The sequence below is a fragment of the Streptomyces sp. NBC_00876 genome (genome assembly GCF_045207435.1).
Lineage (GTDB): Bacteria > Actinomycetota > Actinomycetes > Streptomycetales > Streptomycetaceae > Streptomyces.
Genome location: NZ_CP108800.1, coordinates 4,563,558 through 4,584,195 on the forward strand (window position 1 = coordinate 4,563,558; position 20,638 = coordinate 4,584,195).

The following is a 20,638-nucleotide window of genomic DNA, read 5'->3' on the forward strand; positions in this document are numbered from 1 at the left end:
ACACGCTACCGGCGGCGTCCCGTCGTACGGGTGACGCGGCTTGTGTGACGGGAGCGGGAAATCGGCTGGCAGGCGGGACCGGTGTGCTGTCAGACTCCGCGGCATGACTTACGGAATCGAGAACCACCCCGCCCGTTGAGCGCCCCGGAAGAGCGCGGAGCGCTCACTCCCCGGCCCTCGTTGTACGCCTACGCCCTGCGCCTGATCCGCGCGGAGCCCGGTGGGCAGCGCCCCGAGCGCGGATATCCGCTGCCCGGCCCACCCGCTCCACCCGGCCAGGAACGCCAGTACGGCAGAAGCTGGGCCGAGAGCCGAGCCGCCGTCGCGGAGGCGCTGAACCCACTGCTGGCCGCCCCGGACCCGGTGCGGGCGGCCGAGGTAGTCCACCTGCGCCTCGCGGAACTGGCACCGGCCGTTCGCGACGTTCATATCGGCGGTGTCGTGAGCGAATTGCCCCTTGAGCACGAGGCGCGGGCGCGCGCACTCGGACGGCGCCTCACACGTACCGGAACCAGTTCCGACGCCGTCCATGTCGGCCTCGCCCTACTGGTCCGGCTCGGTGAGCCGGAGGACGTGCCCTGCCTGAAAGCCCTCGCGCAGTTGCGGGCCCTCGTGCGCCCCGCCGTGCGGGCGCTCGATGCCATCGACAGGCCCACCGCGGCTCTGACCTGGCTGGGGCGCTACATCAGGACGCCGGAACTTCGGCGCCTGGTCACTTCTCTCGAAGCGGGGGACGGCGCCGCCGCGCTCAGGGGACTGGCCGCCCTTCCCCAGGAGCTGAGGACGGTGGGGCCCGTGGTGGCGCGGAGAATCCTGGAGGCTGCCCGACCGCTCGGCATCCTGCGGGATGACGGACAACCAGCAGCTGAGCCTGCTGAGTTGGCGGCACAGGTCGGGTGGCTGCTGTTCTGCACGACGAGCCTGCGGGACGACCGGACCGAGACCATCCTCTACGAGGACGCCGTCCGTACGTACGAGGCGTTCGTGTCGTACGCCGGGGCGCTGACGCCCACGCTCGACCACTACGCGCTCCTGCTCTCCACGGCCCTCGACCTGACCGGCGGGCCCGGCCGCCTTCATGACTGGGGTCGGGGGCGGCGCCGTGAGGCATTGCTGGACGAGCTCGAAGCCGTACTGGACCGGCCCGCGTGGCGTGCGGTGCTGGAACCGGCCGCGGAGCCCGGGGCGGAAGCCGGGGCCGTCGAACGCCGCCGGTTCCTGTGGGCCCGGCGCACGGCCGGGCGGCCGTTCAGCGGTATCGCGGATATCGCGGATTCGGGGGAGCCGGGCGAGGAGGCGCGGCGGCTGCGGATCGAGATCGTGGAGCGCGACCCGGCGGACTCCGGCACCGTCGAGGTCCGCGTCCTGATCGACGGCCGGCCCCTGGTGCCCGAGGCGTTCGGGCGGGGGCCAGCGCACTCCCCGGAGTGGCTGCTCGACAGCGGCCGGCTGCGGGCCACGGTGGAACCCCACGAGGTGCAGCTCGCGGAGGCGTACTGCACCGAGGGCTGCTGTGGTGCGCTGTACGTCACGATCCGGCGGGACGGCGACGAGGTCGTCTGGTCCGACTGGCGCTGCCCGGCCCCGCCGCCTTCCCCGCTGCATACGCGCCACATCCCCGAGTACCGCTTCGACGCGGCCGCGTACGACGCCGAGATCAGGCGTGCCGAGAACGACCAGGGCTGGACGTGGCCGGCCCGCAGAACCGCCCGGCTGATCGCCGCCGGACTGCGCGACCGGCCGGAGCTGCTCACCCGCTGGGAGGTGGAACTGAGCTGGGCCGGTACGGAGTTCCGCGACCCGGACCACACCGTGGTGTGCCTGCGGTACGCCGATGAGGGAGGCGCCACGCAGCACCGCATGTGGACCATCCCGGAGGACGGCACCGCGCCGGAGGACGGTGCGGCCGCCGCGCTTCATCGCCTCGCCACGGAAGACCCGCGGACGTACGGCACGTAGCGGGCGGCGCGCGGCTCCCGGTCCACCGTTCGGGTGATCCCCTTCCGGTGGGATTGCGTTGGGGGGCCTGGGGCGCGGGGGACTGCCCGCTCCCCGGCGCCGTGGCGCGCGGCGTGTCGCGGTGGCCGGGTTTGGCACAGTGCCGCTCCACGATCAAGGAGCGGGGTGAGCGGTGTGGCCGTTGTGGGGCAGCCCGGGGGGCGCCAGAGGCTGAGTGATCTGGCAGGCGGCGGGGGTGCGGGTGGTCCGGCCGGTGGGGATCAGCTGAGGCACAGCGACGGGGCGTGGCTGCGGGCCGCCGGGGGTGCGGAGGGGATGGGGGCGCACCTCGGCCCGGTGAAGGCGGAGTTGGCGACCGCGCACGAGGGGCTGCTCGCGGGGACCGCCGGACTGATCGCGCTGGCCGAGCTGGGATCCGTACGCGAGTCGTGGGAGCGGCGCTTCGAGACCGCGCGCCGGGAGTGCGGATCCCTGGCCGGGAAGCTGCGGGCCGTCGCGCGGGCCCAGGGTGAGACGAACGAGACCGTGAAGTCGTCGTTCGAGCCCGTGGCGCGGCGGACGCGGGGAGTCGAACGATGACGCCGACGGGCTCCCGGCTGACCTGGGCCCAGTTACGGGACCTGAAGTGTGCCGAGCTTGAGGGCGCGGCCGACGGCTGGGGCAGGGCGAGCAACCGCGCGGACGCCGGACGCGACCGGATCGAGCAGCAGTTGCTCAACGGTCTGCGCGAGACCCAGCAGGGCGCGGCGGCGGAAGCGGCGGTGTGCAGGCTGCGGCAACTGGGCCGGAACCTGAGTTACGTCTATACCGAGTGCGGCCTCGTCCGTACGGCCCTGAACAGCCTCGCCTTCGAGATGAGGGGTCAGCAACGGGCGTTACGGGACGCGCTCGACGATGCGGAGGCGCTGAGGTTCACCGTGCACCCGGACGGCTCCGTCACGTACCCGGAAGGGGGCGAGGGCCTGATCGACGGGAAGCCATTGGCGGGCGGGACGGCGTCGGTGGGGGCCGCGCCGGGGCTGCTGCCGCCGTCGGGGCTGGTGGCCCCGAACCCTCACGCGGCGAAGGCCCAGGACATCGCGGACCGGGTGGCGAAGGCGGTGCGCACGGCTGCCGAGATCGACTGGCGGTTCGCCAGGATCCTGCGAAAGCTGAAGGCCGAGGAGGGCCTGAAGGTCCCGGACCGGACGTGGACGGACGCGGCGGGGGACGCGGCAGCGGTCCGGGAGGCGGCGCGCGGCTACCTGAAGTCGGCCATCCCGCACGAGGCGAGTCCGGCGGCGCGCCGTGAGTGGTGGGCGGGCCTGACTGACGAACAGCGCGAGGAGTACCTCGCGGTGTACCCGGACCAGATCGGCAACCTGGACGGCATCCCGGCCTTGGTCCGGGACACGGCGAACCGCGACAACCTCCAGCTGCTGATCGGCAAGCTGGAGGGGCGGGACGACGACGGGTCGCGGACGCAGTTGGCGGGGCTGCGGGAGATCGACCGGCAGTTGCGGGCGGGACATAAACCAGGCGAGCCGCCCATGTATCTGCTGGGCATCGGGGATGAGGGGAACGGGAGGGCGATTGTTGCGTTCGGTAACCCTGATACATCAAGGAACGTAGCCGCGTACGTTCCGGGGCTGAACACTTCGCTTGATAAAGAGTTTGCGGAGGGTGATCTGAAGCGGGCTCGCGACACGGCGATTGGTGCCCGATATTACGATTCATCGAGTTCTGCGATTGTGTGGCTTGGTTACGACGCGCCTCAGTCACCTGATGGCCTGGGAAGCCTCGACGTCATGGGGGATGAGCGGGCAGAGAGAGGTGGAAGTTCCTTCAATCGTTTTATGGGCGGTCTCTCTGCCACGAACGAGAATGAGGATCCTCACATGACAGCGATCGGACACTCGTACGGTTCTCGGACGGTGGGGGCTGCAACGCAGCAAGGCGGAGGTATTCCGGGAGTTGACGACATCGTTCTGGTCGGAAGCCCTGGGGTTGGTGTGGATCGCGCAGAGGATCTTGGTGTGGGCGAGGATCATGTCTTCGTTGGTGCGGCGGAGAACGATGTTGTGACCAAGTTGCCGTCGAAACAGCAGAGTGCTGTTGGTGCTGTCGGCTGGGCCGCTGCGGGACCAGTTGGCGCGAGCCTTCTCGGCGAGGTGGCGGATCAGGGAGATGACGATCTCTGGTTCGGCCGGGACCCTGCGAGCAGATCGTTTGGTGCGCGGCGCTTCCAGGTCGATGAGGGGCCCCAATTGCTGAGTTCGGGAGGGGTTTCGATCGATGCGCACTCGCAATATTTCGACCCGAATAGAGATGCGGTATCAGCGAATAATATCGCCCTCGTTGCGGCGGGGCGCCCTGGGAAGATCACATCTGAGGAGTATCGGTGAGGCGAAATACTAGTGGGATTGCATTCGTTCTGATCTCGTGCGTGTTAGTAAGCTCTTGTGTTGGCGGCGAAAGGGCATCGAGTAGGAGCGAGCAAGGTCAAATGGATATGCAACAGGCGGCTGAACGCGCTGACAATATTCTTGATTCTGCCTTGGCGGAGATTCGGCCGAACGTGCAGTGGACACATGGCCCGACAACTACGGGGGTTTGTGATGTGACTCGCAGGAGGACTGTAATGACCATTATCTCTGCTGAGCGTCGCGGGAGCTTCCTGGGATTGGTAGATCGATTTTGGCGAAAGAGTAATTACAGAATCAAGGCTGTCAATGACGATGTAGATGTGCCGGCCATTTTTGCGCAGACGACTGATGGCTTCGGGGTGAGCCTGATCGTTGGAGACAAGGGTCAAGTCTTCTTCGAGGTCGACAGCCCATGCGTCAGAGAGTCGGACGTGGCTGACCCCGTTGCGACGCCGAGCGGACCGAGCTACGCGGAAGCCGAGTTGATTCCCCGGCCCAACGTCCACTCCGACTTCTGGTCCGCCACCGCGTCCTGACGGTCCGTCCATGCCCCCAATGACCGTAACGGCATGGTCGGTGGGGGTACGGGAGGCCCGGGAAGTCGGAGGTTGAGTCCGGTATTGGGCCCTGGGGCCCATGCGGAGCCCTGGAGTGTTGTGGTCGCATACGGATACCGGGGGAACCGTCACTGCGCCCGCTCACAAAGCTGGGGAGATTCGTCGTGTCTGGCATAGGAGAAATAGCGCTACCGGATGGCGCTGACATGGGCACCCCTGAGGTCCCCCCGGACAGGCAGGCACTGTCGCGTCCCTTGCGGGCGGTGCTGGTTCTCGTCCGATTAGTCTTTGTCGTCACGATCGCGAGCGCGTTCAACGCGCTGCTCGTGGCCTCGTCGGTCGACGCGGTGGACGGTCGGCTGCTCGGCATGCTGTTGTACGCCGTGCTGCCCGGTGTCGCCGGGTTCGTGTTGTCCCTGTACGTGCGGGCCGGTGGCGTCCGGGTCTGGGGCGGGCTGGTTGCCGTTCATGGCTGGCTCGTGCTCGGGGCCCTGGCGACGCTGGGCGATGCGGACAACAGCCAGGGCGTGACGCAACTGGTGCTGCCCGTCGCCGTTCTCGTCCTGCTGTTCCGGCCCCGGTCGCGCGAATGGTTCGGGCTTTCCACCGAACAGCGCGTCGAGCACCGGCCGTTCAGCATCCCACGGATGATCAAGTGGCGTTCGGAGACCGGCCAGTCCGCACTGGAGTACGTGGGCCTGATCCTCGTGGTCGTGGCCCTCGTCACCGGGCTCATAGTCACGGGCATCGGCGGACAGGTGGCCGGTCGATTCCGCGTTGCCGTCTGTCAGGTCACCGGAAGTACGTGCTCGTCCCCCGGTCCTGTCGCCGACGGCAGCAATGGCGGGAACGCCAAGGGCAACGGCGCCGGCAGCAAGTCCAGTTCCGGTGACGGGTTCGATGGCGCGACCGTGGCCGGTGGAGCCGATTCCGGTGGAGCCGATTCCGGCGGAGGCAATGGCACCGGAGGCAATGGCACCGGAGGCAATGGCGCCGGAGGCAACGGATCCGGTGGCAATGGCGCCGACGGTAGCGGCTCGGGCGGCAACGGCTCGGGCGGCAACGGCGCCGGCGGGTCCGACACGGCTGGCGGGTCCGGCACCGCCGGAGCGGCCGGTGGCGCCGGTGGTTCCGACGCGGGCGGCACCGCCGGTGCGGCTGGTGGTTCGGGTGAAACCGGTGGTTCTTCCACAACAGTTGACGCGGGTAGACAAGCCCCGACCTCGGGCTCCAAGGGTGGCTCGGGCGGTTCGGACGGCAACTTCTTCACCGGTCTCATGGGCGACGGCGGTCTGCTGGGCGATGTGACCGGGGCCGTCGACACGATCGCGCACCCCGTCGACACCGCCAAGGGCGTCGTCGACCAGTACGCCCAGGTCGCGAACAAGGCGGGCGGCAAGTGGGGCAAGGGCCAGTACGTGAACGCCGCGTGGGACGTGGCGGCAGGGCCCGGCGGGGTCGGTGGCGCGGTCACCGGGCTGCCCGGGTCGGGTACGCGCGTCGAGTCGGCGGTACGGGACGCGGAGCGGCAGTACCTCAACGACCGCATACCGACCGGTTCCAGCGCGGCCGGTCGCAAGGCGTGGTGGGAAGGGCTGTCGCAGGAGCAGCGTGACCGGTACCTGGAGCTCTCCCCGGACCGGATCGGCGGTCTGGACGGGATTCCGGTGGCCGACCGGGACACGGCCAACCGCCGGAACCTTCCGGGGCTGATCTCGAAACTGGAGGGCCAGAGCGACAAGGCGTCCAAGGAGAAGCTGGCCGGGCTCCGGGAGATCGACCGGCAGTTGAAGGAGGGCAGCCAGCCCCCGGCGTACCTCATCGGCATCAGCGACGAGGGCCAGGGGCGGGCGATCGTCTCCTACGGGAACCCCGACACCTCGCAGAACGTGTCGGCCTACGTGCCGGGGCTGAACACCTCCCTCGACGAGGAGTTCGCGAAGAACGACCTCAAGCGCGCCCGTGACACGGCGATCGGCGCCCAGGGCTACGACCCGTCCAGCGCGGCGATCGTCTGGCTCGGGTACGACACACCGCAGACCCCGGACGGGATGAAGAGCCTGGCGGTCGCGGGCACCGGCCGGGCGGAGAAGGGCGGTGCGGCCTACGACGACTTCATGGGCGGCATCGTGGCCACGAATCAGAACAAGGACCCGCACGTCACCGCCATCGGGCACTCCTACGGTTCCCGCACCGTCGGTGCCGCGACCCAGCGCCTCGGCGGGATCCCGGGGGTGGACGACATCATTCTGGTCGGCAGCCCCGGGGTGGGCGTGGACCATGCCGTGGACCTCGGGGTCGGCGCCGCGCACGTCTTCGTCGGTGCGGCCGCCAACGACCCGGTGACCAAGCTCCCGTCCAAGACACAGGTGGCCGTGGGTGCGCTCGGGATGATCCTGGGCGGGCCGGCCGGTGCGTACCTGGCAGGGGACCTGGCCGATCCGGGCGACGACGACCTCTGGTTCGGCAAGGACCCGGCGAGCAAGGAGTTCGGGGCCATACGGTTCCCCGTGGCGCCCGGCCAGCCGTTCGTCAGCGGTGACGGGGTGAGCTTCGACGCACACTCGAACTACTTCAACCCGGTACGGGACGCCATGTCCGCCGACAGCATTGCTCTTATCGTGTCGGGACACGCAAACCGGCTGAAGATGGAGGAACAGCGATGAGCCGAAGGTTCCAGATCATTGCGGTGGCCTTAGCTGTCGGCTTCACGCTGTCCGCCTGCGGCAGCGAGAAGGGCGCGTCGGATGCGAACGCGGGTACCGCCGCCACCGAGAGTTCCGCCGGCACCAAGGGCACCAAGGGGAAGCGCATGGACATGCAGGAGGCCGCCGAGCGGGCCGACGGCATGCTCGACGCCGTACTGAAGAAGATCGACCCCGAGGTGCAGTGGGCCCACGGTCCGACGACCAAGGGCAGTTGCGACGTGTCCCGCAGACGCACCGTCATGACCATCGTGTCCGCGGACCGTCGGCAGGGTTTCCTGGACCAGGTCGAGAAGATCTGGCGTACGAGCGACTACCGCATCAAGGCGAAGAACAACGACGCGGTGTTCCCGGCGGTCTACGCGGTGTCGAAGGACGGTTTCGGCATCAGCGTGAGCGTCCGGGCCAAGGGGCAGGTCTTCTTCGAAGCGGACACCCCGTGTGTGAAGGAGTCGAAGGTCGCCGACTCAGCGTCCGAACCGAACGGGCCGGCGTACCAGGGCGTCTACCCGCTGCCCAGCCCCAATGTCCGCTCCGGTTACTGGTCCGCCGGGGCTTCCTGAGGGTCGGTCAGCACGCCGGGCCCAGCGCTCTGGGCCCGGCACGCTGGGCCCAGCGCATTGGGCCCGGCCCAAGCAGCCCGGCCCGACGCGCCTGCCGGCCCCTGCCCGGCGCACCCCGCGCGCCGGGCCGGGTGTCCGGTGCTCCGGAAGGGCCTGCCGATGACTCCGATGACCCGGTTTACTCGTACACACCCTCGAAACAGCCCATGAACGCCGTCCCGATGGGGGATGGTTGAGGGGTGCGGAAATACTGGATGGCAGGTGGGATCGGCGTCGGCGTCGCCATGTGCTTCGTGGCGCTGCTCGTCGTCGGTACGTACTCCGCCGCCGCCGGCCTCGGGGGCGGTGGTGGTGGGGCCGTGGGCCTGGCCAAGGGGGCTGTGCCGGCGAAGTACCAGCCGCTCGTGCAGAAGTGGGGCAACCTCTGCGCGGCCATCAACCCCGCACTCCTCGCCGCCCAGCTGTACCAGGAGAGCGGCTGGAATCCGCGCGCCGAGAGTCCGGCCGCGGCCCAGGGGATCGCTCAGTTCATCCCGGGCACCTGGGCCGGGCACGGGGTCGACGGGGACAAGGACGGTGACCGGGACGTCTGGGACCCGGCCGACGCGATCCCGTCCGCCGCCTCGTACGACTGCGAACTGGCCGGGTACGTGAAGAAGGTGCCCGGCGATCCGACGGACAACATGCTGGCCGCCTACAACGCCGGTGCGTACCGGGTGATCAAGTCGGGCGGCGTACCGGACATCGCGGAGACCAAGAACTACGTCAAGATCATCCGCACCCTGGAGAAGAGCTTCGCCCGGCCCGTCGGCCGTGTGCAGCCCTCTCAGCAGGCCGCGGGCGCCATCTACTTCGCCCAGAAGAAGCTCGGTACGAAGTATCTGTGGGGCGGCAACGGCACCCCGGAGCAGGGCGGGCGCTTCGACTGTTCCGGGCTGACGCAGGCCGCGTACCGGACGGTGGACATCGAGCTGCCGCGTGTCGCGAACGACCAGTACAACGCCGGGCCGCACCCCTCGCGCGATGAGTTGCTCCCCGGTGACCTGGTCTTCTTCTCCGACGACCTGGCCAACTCGCGGGCCATTCACCATGTCGGTCTGTACGTCGGCGGCGGGTACATGATCAACGCCCCGTACACCGGCGCGGTCATCCGCTTCGACAAGATCGACACGCCCGACTACTTCGGTGCGACCCGCGTCACCAAGGACGGTGCCGCGGCCCTGCCGACCACGCAGCCGGCGGCCTGACCCGACGGCGTCGGTGGCCGGAACTCTCTGTGAAGCCTGGGCCCTGAGCTGCGACGATGAGTCACTCTTCGATAACGTCATGGTGATCATTCGGTGGAGAGTGGAACGTACGCGCGGGAGACGTCGTTCTCTGGTTGGACCGGGGCCACGGCCACTGACCCGGCGTCTCCCCGGCGCCAGTAGGTGATCGAACCGAACACGGGGGTTCGTCAAGGCGGCGCACACGGGTGTGCGTCCGCAGCAGCAGACAAGGCAAGGGGCCGCGGCAGATGGCTGGACTCGCACTGGATGGGTCGAACCCCGACGTCAGCCTGCTCTACGACATCAACGGGCTCGCCAAATCCGCTCCCACCTGGTTCGACCGGGTCATGGAGTTCGTCGGCGAGTACGGGATCATGCTCGGCATGGTCCTGGTGGTCCTGTGGTGCTGGTGGAGCGTTCGCCGGCGCGGGACGACCGAGGATTCGGTGACGGCCGTGGCCGGGATCGTCTGGGCGCCGCTCGCCGCGGGGATCGCGCTGCTGATCAACATCCCGATCCGGGGATTCGTGGAACGGCCGCGGCCGTTCAGGGACCACCAGGGACTGGACGTCCTGGTCGACGGCAAGAACGACTTCTCCTTCGTCAGCGACCACGCCACGATGGCGATGGCCCTCGGCGTCGGGCTCTTCGTCGCCAACCGCAAGTTCGGCATCGCGGCGATCGGGCTCGCGCTGCTGGAGGGTTTCTGCCGGATCTACATGGGCGTTCACTACCCGACCGACGTCATCGGCGGCTTCGCGCTCGGCACGGCCGCCGCGCTGCTCCTGGCCCCGCTCGCGATGATGCTGCTGACGCCCCTGGTGGGGGCCGTCGCACGGTCGGACCGGGCGGGCCGGCTCGTCCGCTCGCGCCGCCCGGTCATGGCGGCGGCCGGTGGCCGGGGCGAGGCGCTCGGAATCCCCGAGCCGCGGCCCGGCGCAGGCGGCGGCTCCGACGGCGAGAAGGACCTCGCGGCCTGAGGACGCGCCGCCCGGGAGAGGCGCCGTCGGGCGCCGCGGCACTCACAGCGACTGCGGGTACGTGAAGAATCCGTCCGGGTCGTAGCTCTTCTTCACCTTGGAGAGGCGGGCGGCCGCCGTGCCGTAGTACGCCTGCCGCCAGTTCTTCAGCGTCGGGTCCGTGTAGTTCTGGTAGGCCGCTCCGGAGGCGTAGGGGCGCAGCGCAGAACAGGTGTTTTTCAGCCACTTCTGTTGAGCGGTACCCGAGGTGCCGGGACGCCAGGCGCCGATGTACTGGGCGAGCATCCGTGAGCGCCGGTGGACGAACGCCGTGGCCTGCGGATCGACCCGGTTCACCGCCCCGCCCAGCGCGGTGAGCGCGATCGAACCCCCGCCGCCCTCGCTCCCGCTGATCCGGGTGAAGGCCTCGGTCCGGTCGAGCAGCGCCTGTACGCCGGCCGGGGGCAGCGAGCGGTCGTAGAAGTCGGACGCCCCCGCGTACGTCTCGCGCTGGAGGGTGCCCTGCGAGGTGCGGCCCGGGGTGGTGCCCGGGAGGTGGCACTGGGCGTCGGTGATGCCGGTGCAGCCCGCGTACACGAGCATCGCCTCCTGGTAGCTGCGGCGGCGCAGCAGGACCGAGGAGGCGGAGGCGCCGATCCGGTCGGCGAGGCGGTCGACGGCGTTCTGCAGGTCGCCGTACGTGCCGAGGCTGAACGCCGACACCGACACCGTCGGGTTGCCGCCGCCGGGGCCCGCCGCGACATGTGCGGCGGACCAGATCTCGTCCGGCTGGTCCGGGCCCCACTCCTGCCAGGCCGTGATGACGGACCGGGCGCGCGACCAGGGCCAGGACATGTACGCGGTGACGGTCTGCGGGGCGGGGCGGGTGCGGAAGGCGAGTTCGGTGACGACGCCGAAGTTGCCGTTGCCCGCGCCGCGCAGCGCCCAGAAGAGGTCCGGGTGGTGTCTGGCGTCGGCGGTGAGCGTCTTGCCGTCGGCGGTGACGATCCTCGCGGAGGTGAGGCTGTCGCAGGTCAGGCCGTATGCGCGGGAGGCGACGCCGTGGCCGCCGCCGAGGGTCAGACCGGAGATGCCGACCGTGGGGCAGGAGCCGCCCGGGATCGTCAGGCCGTGGGCGGCGAGGCCCTGGTAGACGCCGAGCAGCCGGGCGCCCGCGCCGATCGTGCCGTCGCGGCCGACCCGGGAGAGCGAGGAGACGTCGAGGACGAGCCTGCCGTTGCCGCTCGACCAGCCCGCGTACGAGTGACCGCCGCTGCGGATGGAGACGGGGGTGGAGCTGCGGCGGGCGAAGGCCAGGCACTCGCGGATGTCGGCCTCGTGCCTGACGTAGGCGACCGCTGCCGGTTTCTGGCCGTCGAACCGGGTGTTGTAGAGCTGACGGGCGGTCGGGTACGCGGCGTCGCCGGGGCGTACCAGGGACCCGTCCAGGCTTCTGGCGAGCGCCGGCCAGTCCGCCGGGACGGCGGGTGAGCTCTTCGTGGGGGTGGCCGGGGCGGCCGGGGTGGTGGCACCGGTGGTGCCGGTGGTGGCCGGGGTGGAGCCGCCGGTGGATCTGCCGGAGTCCGTGCCGTCGCACGCGGTGGCGGTGACGCCGGTGAGTACGGCCGCGGCGCCCGCGGTCAGGACGGTGCGCCGGTTCGGCAGGGTCATCGGACCTCCGGGGTGGTGGGGAGAGCGAGCCGACGTGGGGTGGGGGGAGGACGAACCGAGGTGGGGTGAGGGCGGCGGTCAGGCTGTGGTGCGGTGGTCCTCGGCGTCCGTGCGGGCCCGGTCGCGGGATCTGCGGGCCGGTCCCGACCAGCCGCAGCCGCAGCGGGCCGTACAGAAGGAGCCGCGTTCGGTCGTGGTGGGCTCGTGGGCGGGCCGGGCCGGCGGAACGGCCGGCGGGACCTCGGCGGTGTGTTGGTCGTACACGCGTCCACGGTACTGGGCAGGGCCGTCCGGCGGTGAGGGGTGTGCGAGCCGCGTTACGGGGGACAGGGGCGGTCGTTATGCGGAACGGGTGGGGGCTCGGGCAAGCGGTACGGCGTTGGGGGTTGGCAGGCGATGGTGGTGCAGCAGCACAGGTCCGGAGGCGGGGCGCGCGCTGTCTGCGCCCTCGCCGTGATGGGCGTGATGGCGGCGGCCGCCGGGTGCGCCGGGGACGCCGGCGGCGGGGACCGCGCCGCGGCCGACGACCGGGCCGGCGCCGGGGCGGTCGAGGTGGTGCGGCGGGCGGCGGCGGTGCTCGCGGGGGCGAAGGCCGGGAGCGCGCAGGTGAGTACGTCGATGGAGACGGCGGCCGGTGGCACCCGGGTGACGATCCGGGGCAGGGGGACGTACGACTTCCGTGCCCGGTCCGGCCGGCTCAGGGTCGTACTGCCGCAGGACGCCGCGGGCGAGGAGGAGCACCGGCCCATCACGGAACTGCTGGCCCCGGGCGCGCTCTACATGAAGAACCGGGGTGCCGGGGTGCCCGCGGACAAGTGGGTGAGGATCGACACGACGGCGCTGGCGGACGGCAATCTGGTGACCGGCGGGGTGACCGATCCGATGGCCGCGGCCGAGCTGCTGCGCGGGGCGCGCGCGGTGACGTACGTCGGCGAGACCGATCTGGCCGGGGTGACCGTGCGGCACTACCGGGGGACCGCGGACATCGGCCGGGCCGCGCGCCTGGCATCGGCGCCGTCGCGGGGCGCGCTGATGGCGGCGGCGAAAGGGTTCGGCACGGACGCGGTGCCGTTCGACGCGTATCTGGACGAACAGGGGCGGCTGCGCAAGGTGCGCCACCGGTTCAGCTTCGCCAACGAGGGGCCGGCGGTGCAGGCGGTGTCGACGACGCTGCTCTACGGATTCGGGGTGCCGGTCTCCGTACCGCTGCCGGACGAACGCGACATCTTCACCGGCGAGATCGATCAGGGGCCGCGGAAGTGACCATCGCGGGAGGCCGGGAATCGCGGCGGGCCGGGGGTTCTCCTAGGCATCTGGCGGCGGCGAAATGGTCCGTCCGTGCCATGCGCGGCACGTGTCGCGCTCCCTACTCTAGGAAGCCGGCGAGGGCAGTGAGAGGTGAGTGACGTGGTGACGCTCAGCGCGCGGACCGTATCGGACCTTGTGGCCCTCGCCGAGATCGAGCTGTGCGGGGAGCTGATGATCGCGGCGTCGGCGGCGATCGGGGAGCGCCTCAGCGCGGACCGTATCGACGAGGTACTCGACGTCAGAGCCGGCGCCGAGGTGCTCGACGTCAGAGCGAGTGCCGAGGTGCTCGACGTCGGAGTGGGCGGCGACCACACCACCAGTGACCGCACCACCAGTGACCGTCCCACCGGCGAACGCACCACCGTCCCCCGGCAGGCGGACCACCGGGGGTGACGGGGCAGGGGCGGGGGAGAGCCTCCGCTGTCCTCAGGTGCGCAGCAGGCGGGCGATGGCCTTTGTGGCCTCCTCGACCTTCGCGTCGACCTCCTCGCCGCCCTTGACGGCCGCATCGGCGACGCAGTGGCGCAGGTGCTCCTCCAGCAGCTGGAGCGCGAACGACTGGAGCGCCTTGGTGGACGCCGAGACCTGGGTGAGTATGTCGATGCAGTAGACGTCCTCGTCGACCATGCGCTGAAGGCCGCGGATCTGGCCCTCGATGCGGCGCAGGCGCTTGAGGTGTTCCGCCTTCTGGTGGTGGTAGCCGTGTATCCCGCGGTCGTGGTCGGTCACGACCGCTTCGGCGGTGGCCGTGGCGTCCGCCGTGGCCGCACCGTCCGCCGCGCCCGTCATGTCCGGTGAGCGATCCGCCTCAGTGGCCTCGGTGGTCGTCATTACTGCCTCCCGTTTTCCCTTTACCCTGCCGTTTATATACCCCTGGTGGGTATATCCTAACGAATTCAGCTGAAACGTGACCGGGGCCCCGTGCTGATCACTGTGCCTGATGCGCGACACTGAAGAATGCCGGTTAGCCGTGGCCGGATGATGCGCCTAGCATCAGCCTGACCGAATCCAAAGCACCCCGAGGACCCCACGTGCGCTTTCGTCTGACCCCCAGGGAGACGAGCTTCTACGACATGTTCTCCGCGTCCGCGGACAACATCGTCACGGGCTCGAAACTCCTGATGGAACTGCTCGGGGCGGATTCTGCCTCCCGAGTCGAGATCGCGGAGCGTATGCGGGCAGCGGAGCACGCGGGGGACGATGCCACCCACGCGATCTTCCACCAGCTGAACTCCTCATTCATTACGCCGTTCGACCGCGAGGACATTTACAACCTCGCCTCGTCGCTCGACGACATCATGGACTTCATGGAGGAGGCCGTCGACCTGGTCGTGCTGTACCAGGTCGAAGAGCTCCCCAAGGGTGTGGAGCAGCAGGTCGAGGTGCTGGCGCGGGCGGCCGAACTGACCGCCGAGGCCATGCCCGGCCTGCGCACGATGGACAACCTCACCGAGTACTGGATCGAGGTCAACCGTCTGGAGAACCAGGCCGACCAGATCCACCGCAAGCTGCTCGCCCAGCTCTTCAACGGCAAGTACGACGCCATAGAGGTGCTGAAGCTGAAGCAGATCGTGGACGTGCTGGAAGAGGCTGCCGACGCGTTCGAGCACGTCGCCAACACGGTGGAGACCATCGCGGTCAAGGAGTCCTGAACCACGTGGACACCTTTGTACTGGTCGTGACCATCGGCGTCGCGCTCGGCTTCACGTACACGAACGGCTTCCACGACTCGGCGAACGCCATCGCCACGTCGGTCTCCACCCGGGCGCTCACCCCGCGCGCGGCACTGGCCATGGCGGCGGTGATGAACCTCGCCGGCGCGTTCCTCGGCAGCGGGGTCGCCAAGACCGTCAGTGAGGGCCTGATCGCGACGCCCGAGGGCGACAAGGGGATGGGAATCCTCTTCGCCGCGCTGGTCGGCGCGATCATCTGGAACCTGATCACCTGGTACTTCGGCCTGCCCTCGTCGTCCTCCCATGCCCTGTTCGGCGGCATGGTCGGCGCGGCGCTCGCGGGCGGGACGCTGGTGCACTGGAACGGGGTGCTCGACAAGGTCGTCATCCCGATGTTCGTCTCGCCGGTGATCGGCCTGGTGGCCGGCTATCTGGTGATGGTCGCCATCATGTGGATGTTCCGGAAGTCCAACCCGCACAAGGCCAAGCGCGGTTTCCGCATCGCGCAGACGGTCTCGGCCGCGGGCATGGCGCTCGGTCACGGTCTCCAGGACGCGCAGAAGACGATGGGCATCGTGGTGATGGCCCTGGTCATCTCCGGCCACGAGACGTACAGCGATCCGATCCCGGTCTGGGTGAAGCTCGTCTGTGCGCTGATGCTGTCGCTGGGTACGTACGCCGGCGGCTGGCGCATCATGCGGACGCTCGGCCGGAAGATCATCGAGCTGGACCCGCCGCAGGGCTTCGCCGCGGAGACGACGGGGGCGTCGATCATGTTCGGCTCGGCGTTCCTGTTCCACGCGCCGATCTCGACGACGCATGTGATCACCTCGGCGATCATGGGTGTGGGCGCGACCAAGCGGGTGAACGCGGTGCGGTGGGGTGTTGCGAAGAACATCATCCTGGGGTGGTTCATCACGATGCCGGCTGCGGCGCTGGTCGCGGCGGCGAGCTATGGGGTTGTTGTGCTGCTGTTCGGGTGACGGTGGTGGTGGGGCGGGGTGGGCTGGGTGCCGGGTGCGCCCGGCGGGCGCCTTGTCCTCAATCGCCGGACGGGCTGACAGACGTCCTCAATCGCCGGACGGGCTCACAGGATGTCCTCAATCGCCGGACGGGCTTGATGTGGCCGGCGGTTGATACGGGTCCGCCCCGCTCTCCTCACGGAGAACGGGGCGGACCCTTCGCCTTGTGGTGGCACCGCCATGCAGCACCCCAAGGCCGTCTGGGGATCAGCCGAAGCGGCCGGAGATGTAGTCCTCGGTGGCCTGGACCGACGGGTTGGAGAAGATGCGTTCCGTCTCGTCTATCTCGATGAGCTTGCCGGGCATGCCGACCGCCGCGAGGTTGAAGAACGCCGTGCGGTCCGAGACGCGGGCCGCCTGCTGCATGTTGTGCGTCACGATGACGATCGTGAAGCGCTCCTTCAGCTCGCCGATCAGGTCCTCGATGGCGAGGGTCGAGATCGGGTCGAGGGCGGAGCACGGCTCGTCCATCAGCAGGACGTCCGGCTCGACCGCGATGGCGCGGGCGATGCACAGCCGCTGCTGCTGACCGCCGGAGAGACCGGAGCCGGGCTTGTTCAGCCGGTCCTTGACCTCGTTCCAGAGGTTCGCGCCCTTCAGCGACTTCTCCACGATGTCGTTCAGGGCGCTCTTGCGGTACTTGCCGTTCAGCCGCAGCCCCGCCGCGACGTTGTCGAAGATCGACATGGTCGGGAAGGGGTTCGGGCGCTGGAAGACCATGCCCACCGTGCGGCGCACGGTGACCGGGTCGACGTTCGATCCGTACAGGTTCTCGTCGTCCAGCAGCACCTTGCCCTCGACGCGGCCGCCGGGGGTGACCTCGTGCATCCGGTTCAGGGTGCGCAGGAAGGTGGACTTGCCGCAGCCGGACGGGCCGATGAAGGCGGTCACCGAGCGGGGCTCCACGGTCATGGAGATGTCGTCGATCGCCTTGTGGGCGCCGTAGTAGGCCGACAGGCCGCTGATGTCGATGCGCTTGGCCATCTGAATCACTGCTTTCCGTGGCCTCAGCGGCCGGTCTTCGGGGCCTTCCAGCGGGCGATGCCGCGGGCCACCAGATTGAGGATCATGACGAAGGCGATCAGGACCAGGGCTGCGGCCCATGCGCGGTCGTACGACGCGGCCTCACCGATCTTGTACTGCTCGTAGATGTAGAACGGCAGTGACGACTGGGCGCCTTCGAAGGGGTTCGGGTTGATCAGCTGGCTGCCGAAGACCAGCAGGATGATCGGCGCGGTCTCCCCGGCGATGCGCGCGATGGCGAGCATGACGCCGGTGGCGATACCGCCGATCGCGGTCGGCAGGACCACCTTCAGGATGGTGCGCCACTTCGGGATGCCGAGGGCGAGGGAGGCCTCGCGGAGCTCGTTCGGGACGAGCTTCAGCATCTCCTCCGTGGAGCGGACCACGACCGGGATCATCAGGATCGTCAGGGCCAGGGCGCCCATCAGGCCGGAGGGCTCGAGTCCCGCGATCAGCATGATCGAGAGGATGAACAGACCGGCCACGATGGACGGGATGCCGGTCATCACGTCGACGAAGAAGGTGACGGCCTTGGCGAGCGGGCCCTTGCCGTACTCCACCAGGTAGACCGCGGTGAGCAGGCCGAGCGGGGCGGAGATCACCGTGGCGATGCCGACCTGCTCCAGGGTGCCGATCAGCGCGTGGTAGACACCGCCGCTGGCCTCGGAGCCGAGGACGCCGGCCATGGAGTGGGTCAGGAAGTAGAGGTCCAGGCGTTCCGAGCCGCGGCTGATGGTCGTCCAGAGCAGGGAGGCCAGCGGGACGACGGCGAGCAGGAAGCACACCCACACGAGGCTGGTGGCGAGGCGATCGCGGGCCTGGCGCTGGTTCTCCACGACGCTCGTCACGACGTACGAGATCGTCAGGAAGAGCAGCGCGGAGAGCAGGCCCCACTGGACGCGGCTGTGCCAGCCGGCGGCCATGCCGATGCCGATGCCGAGGGCGAGGGACACGACGGCGAAGCCGACCGGGGCCAGGCGGGGCAGGGCCCGGCTGCTGAGGCTGCCCGCCGGAGCGGGGGGTGTGGGTGTCGGGCGTTCCTGGACACCGGTGGATGCGTGGCTCATGCGTTGGCCCCCGAGTACTCCTTGCGGCGGGCGATGATGAGCCGTGCCGCGCCGTTGACCAGCAGGGTGAGGACGAAGAGGACCAGGCCGGAGGCGATCAGGGCGTCGCGCCCGAACGCGTCGGCCTCACCGAACTTCGCGGCGATGTTCTGGGCGAACGTCCCGCCGCCCGGATTGAGCACGTGCAGCGAGATGAGGAAGCTCGGCGACAGGACCGTGGCGACGGCCATCGTCTCGCCGAGTGCGCGGCCCAGGCCCAGCATCGAGGCGGAGATCACGCCCGAGCGGCCGAACGGCAGCACCGAGAGGCGGATGACCTCCCAGCGGGTGGCACCGAGCGCGAGCGCGGCCTCCTCGTTCATCTTCGGGACCTGGAGGAAGACCTCGCGGCTGACGCTGGTCACGATCGGCAGGATCATGATCGCGAGCAGGATGCCGACGGTGAAGAGCGAGCGGGCGACGCCGACCTCGGTCTTCTCGAAGATGTACGTCCAGCCGAAGAACTGGTCGAGCCAGAGGTTCAGGCCTTCGAGGTACGGCACGAGGACGAGCGCGCCCCAGATGCCGTAGACGATGCTGGGCACCGCGGCGAGCAGATCGATGACGTACGCGATCGGACCGGCCAGCTTGCGCGGGGCGTAGTGCGAGATGAACAGGGCGATGCCGACAGCGATCGGAACCGCGATGACCATCGCGATGATCGAGCTGACGACGGTGCCGAAGAGCAGGACGGCGATGCCGAAGACCGGCGGGTCGCCGGCCGGGTTCCAGTCGAAGGTGGTGAAGAAGTTGCCTTCGTCCTTGGAGATGGCGATCGCGGCGCGGTAGCTGAGGAACACGGCGATGGATGCCATGAGCACGAGCAGCAGGATGCCCGAGCCGCGGGAGAGGCCCAGGAAGATCTTGTCACCGGCCCGGCCCGTCGGCCTGGGGCGGGAGCGTCCGCCCGGCGGGGCCGGTGGTGTTTCTGTCTGTGTGGTGGAAGCCATGGTCTTTCCGGTCTGTGTGGGGGAGCGGAGGGCTCCCCTGGCGGCGGTGCACCGGATGGGGCTGAGAGGCTGTCGGGCTGCCTGCGATCGGGCGGTGCGGCCCGAAAGCCTCTGAGGTGGCGGGCCGGTCCGGAGGGGTGTGCCGGACCGGCCGCCTGTCGCGTTACTCGTTGTGCGTCGTGCGGGGTGCTCTCGTTACGAGAGGCCGGCGACCGTCTCGCGGACCTTGGCGTTGATCGCCTCGGGGATCGGGGCGTAGCCGGCCTCGGTGAGGAGCTTCTGGCCGTCCGCGGAGGCGGTGTAGGTCAGGAAGGACTTGACCGTGCCGAGGGTGTCGGCCTTGTTGCCGGTGTCGCAGACGACCTCGTACGTGACCAGGACCAGCGGGTAGGCGCCCTCGGCCTTGGTGGTGTAGTCGAGGTCGAGCGCCAGGTCCTTGCCGGTGCCCTTGACCTTGGCGGCGGCGATGGCCTTGGAGGCGTTCTCCGAGGAGGCCTTGACCGGGGCGGTGCCGCCGGTGTTGATGTCGACGGTGGTGATCTGCTGCGAGGCCGCGTACGACAGCTCGAAGTAGCCGATCGCGCCGTCGACGGCCTTCACCTGCGAGGCGACACCGGAGGAGCCGGCAGCGGCCTGGCCACCGGGGGCCGGCCACTTCTTCTCGGCCTCGTACTTCCAGTCGGCCGGGGCCGCGGCACCGAGGTACTTGCCCAGGTTCTGCGTGGTGCCGGAGTCCTCGGAGCGGTGGAAGGGCTGGATCGCCTTGTCCGGGAGCTTGGCGCCGGGGTTGAGCTTGGCGATCGCCGGGTCGTTCCACTTCTTGATCTTCGTGTCGAAGATCTTGGCGAGGGTGGGGGCGTCCAGCGTCAGGCTGTCGACGCCCTCGAGGTGGAAGCCGACCGCGATCGGGCCGCCGACCATCGGGAGGTTGATGCCCTGGCCGGTCTTGCAGATCTTCTTCGAGTCGGCGACCTCTTCGGGCTTCAGCGCCGAGTCGGAGCCGGCGAAGCCGACGGTGCCCTGGTTGAAGGCGACGATGCCCTCGCCGGAGGAGGAGGAGTTGTAGTTGATCTCCACGCCGGAGCAGGCGGCCATGTACTCCTTGACCCAGAGGTCCATGGCGTTCTTCTGCGCACTGGAGCCGGAGGCGCGCAGCTGGCCCTTGGCACCGTCGCACTTGACGTTCGACGCGGCCTTCGTCTGGCCGCCGTTGCCGCCGGTGTCGCTGCCGCTGTTGTTGTCCGAACCGCACGCCGTGAGGACCAGGGCGCCGGAGACGGCGAGGGCACCGAGCGCGGTGGCACGAAGCCGGTTCTTGCGCTGAAGCTTCACTTTCGGGTGTTCCTTCCAGGAGCCGCCGCGGTGTTTTCGTTCTACGACGGCGTGCGAGGTGGTGGGTGGTGCGGAAGTCGTGGTCGGTGCGGTCTGTGCCTCGCACCGTGCACTGCCGAAATTAGGCAGAACAGGTG

General features: G+C 69.4%; 19 protein-coding genes. 12 read left to right on the top strand and 7 right to left on the bottom strand.

The genetic code is table 11. The annotated features are described in order from the left end of the window. The first annotated feature begins 135 nt into the window (after positions 1-135). The 8 genes from OG782_RS19885 (at position 136) to OG782_RS19920 (ending at position 10,437) form a co-directional block, all read left to right on the top strand. The gene (locus OG782_RS19885) at positions 136-1,959 is read left to right on the top strand and encodes a hypothetical protein (protein WP_406452787.1); all 1,824 of its coding nucleotides are present in this window, start codon (positions 136-138) and stop codon (positions 1,957-1,959) included. Positions 1,960-2,274: 315 nt separating this feature from the next. Continuing rightward, a complete protein-coding gene (locus tag OG782_RS19890) occupies positions 2,275-2,538 on the top strand; it encodes a hypothetical protein (RefSeq protein ID WP_406452789.1) in 264 nt (87 codons plus the stop codon). After that, complete coding sequence (locus OG782_RS19895; RefSeq protein WP_406452791.1) at positions 2,535-4,343, top strand: alpha/beta hydrolase; 1,809 nt, start codon at positions 2,535-2,537, stop codon at positions 4,341-4,343. Before OG782_RS19890 ends, OG782_RS19895 begins: the two co-directional genes overlap by 4 nt. Before the next feature lie 236 nt (positions 4,344-4,579). After that, positions 4,580-4,900, top strand: coding sequence for a hypothetical protein (locus tag OG782_RS19900; protein WP_406452793.1), 321 nt, complete (start codon positions 4,580-4,582; stop codon positions 4,898-4,900). A 227-nt stretch (positions 4,901-5,127) separates the two neighbouring features. Next, positions 5,128-7,587, top strand: a complete 2,460-nt coding sequence (locus tag OG782_RS19905; RefSeq protein WP_406452795.1) for an alpha/beta hydrolase — start codon at positions 5,128-5,130, stop codon at positions 7,585-7,587. After that, a complete protein-coding gene (locus OG782_RS19910) occupies positions 7,584-8,189 on the top strand; it encodes a hypothetical protein (protein WP_406452797.1) in 606 nt (201 codons plus the stop codon). Before OG782_RS19905 ends, OG782_RS19910 begins: the two co-directional genes overlap by 4 nt. 239 nt (positions 8,190-8,428) lie before the next feature. Then, positions 8,429-9,436, top strand: a complete 1,008-nt coding sequence (locus OG782_RS19915; RefSeq protein WP_406452799.1) for an NlpC/P60 family protein — start codon at positions 8,429-8,431, stop codon at positions 9,434-9,436. A 269-nt stretch (positions 9,437-9,705) separates the two neighbouring features. After that, positions 9,706-10,437, top strand: a complete 732-nt coding sequence (locus OG782_RS19920; RefSeq protein WP_406452801.1) for a phosphatase PAP2 family protein — start codon at positions 9,706-9,708, stop codon at positions 10,435-10,437. A gap of 42 nt (positions 10,438-10,479) precedes the next feature. Here the strand turns inward: OG782_RS19920 and OG782_RS19925 are convergent, their stop codons facing one another. Both OG782_RS19925 and OG782_RS19930 read right to left on the bottom strand, forming a co-directional pair. Further along, positions 10,480-12,087 (bottom strand): FAD-binding oxidoreductase, encoded by a 1,608-nt coding sequence (locus OG782_RS19925; RefSeq protein WP_406452803.1) that lies wholly within the window; start codon positions 12,085-12,087, stop codon positions 10,480-10,482. A 78-nt stretch (positions 12,088-12,165) separates the two neighbouring features. Beyond that, positions 12,166-12,351, bottom strand: a complete 186-nt coding sequence (locus OG782_RS19930; RefSeq protein WP_406452805.1) for a hypothetical protein — start codon at positions 12,349-12,351, stop codon at positions 12,166-12,168. Between the two features lie 132 nt (positions 12,352-12,483). Here OG782_RS19930 and OG782_RS19935 point away from each other — a divergent pair, with 132 nt between their 5' ends. Together OG782_RS19935 and OG782_RS19940 are read left to right on the top strand one after the other, a co-directional pair. After that, complete coding sequence (locus OG782_RS19935; RefSeq protein ID WP_406452807.1) at positions 12,484-13,350, top strand: hypothetical protein; 867 nt, start codon at positions 12,484-12,486, stop codon at positions 13,348-13,350. Between the two features lie 144 nt (positions 13,351-13,494). Next, entirely contained in the window at positions 13,495-13,788 is a 294-nt protein-coding gene (locus OG782_RS19940) for a hypothetical protein (RefSeq protein ID WP_406459477.1), read from the top strand. Positions 13,789-13,821: 33 nt separating this feature from the next. On the opposite strand, the gene OG782_RS19945 is transcribed toward OG782_RS19940, so the two are convergent. Then, positions 13,822-14,226 (bottom strand): metal-sensitive transcriptional regulator, encoded by a 405-nt coding sequence (locus OG782_RS19945; protein ID WP_406452809.1) that lies wholly within the window; start codon positions 14,224-14,226, stop codon positions 13,822-13,824. Positions 14,227-14,426: 200 nt separating this feature from the next. Between OG782_RS19945 and OG782_RS19950 the strand changes: the two genes are divergently transcribed. Together OG782_RS19950 and OG782_RS19955 are read left to right on the top strand one after the other, a co-directional pair. Then, entirely contained in the window at positions 14,427-15,047 is a 621-nt protein-coding gene (locus tag OG782_RS19950) for a DUF47 domain-containing protein (protein ID WP_406452811.1), read from the top strand. Between the two features lie 5 nt (positions 15,048-15,052). Further along, on the top strand, positions 15,053-16,051 hold the full coding sequence (locus tag OG782_RS19955) for an anion permease (protein WP_406452813.1): 999 nt from the start codon (positions 15,053-15,055) through the stop codon (positions 16,049-16,051). A gap of 246 nt (positions 16,052-16,297) precedes the next feature. Here OG782_RS19955 and pstB read toward each other — a convergent pair whose 3' ends face one another. The 4 genes from pstB to pstS all read right to left on the bottom strand — a co-directional run bounded on the left by pstB (position 16,298) and on the right by pstS (position 20,501). Continuing rightward, entirely contained in the window at positions 16,298-17,074 is a 777-nt protein-coding gene (gene pstB / locus OG782_RS19960; RefSeq protein ID WP_406452815.1) for a phosphate ABC transporter ATP-binding protein PstB, read from the bottom strand. 23 nt (positions 17,075-17,097) lie between these two features. After that, positions 17,098-18,180 (bottom strand): phosphate ABC transporter permease PstA, encoded by a 1,083-nt coding sequence (gene pstA, locus OG782_RS19965; protein ID WP_406452817.1) that lies wholly within the window; start codon positions 18,178-18,180, stop codon positions 17,098-17,100. Then, a complete protein-coding gene (gene pstC / locus OG782_RS19970) occupies positions 18,177-19,169 on the bottom strand; it encodes a phosphate ABC transporter permease subunit PstC (RefSeq protein WP_406452819.1) in 993 nt (330 codons plus the stop codon). Before pstC ends, pstA begins: the two co-directional genes overlap by 4 nt. 195 nt (positions 19,170-19,364) lie before the next feature. Further along, positions 19,365-20,501, bottom strand: coding sequence for a phosphate ABC transporter substrate-binding protein PstS (pstS, locus tag OG782_RS19975; RefSeq protein ID WP_406452821.1), 1,137 nt, complete (start codon positions 20,499-20,501; stop codon positions 19,365-19,367). Positions 20,502-20,638: the final 137 nt, after the last annotated feature.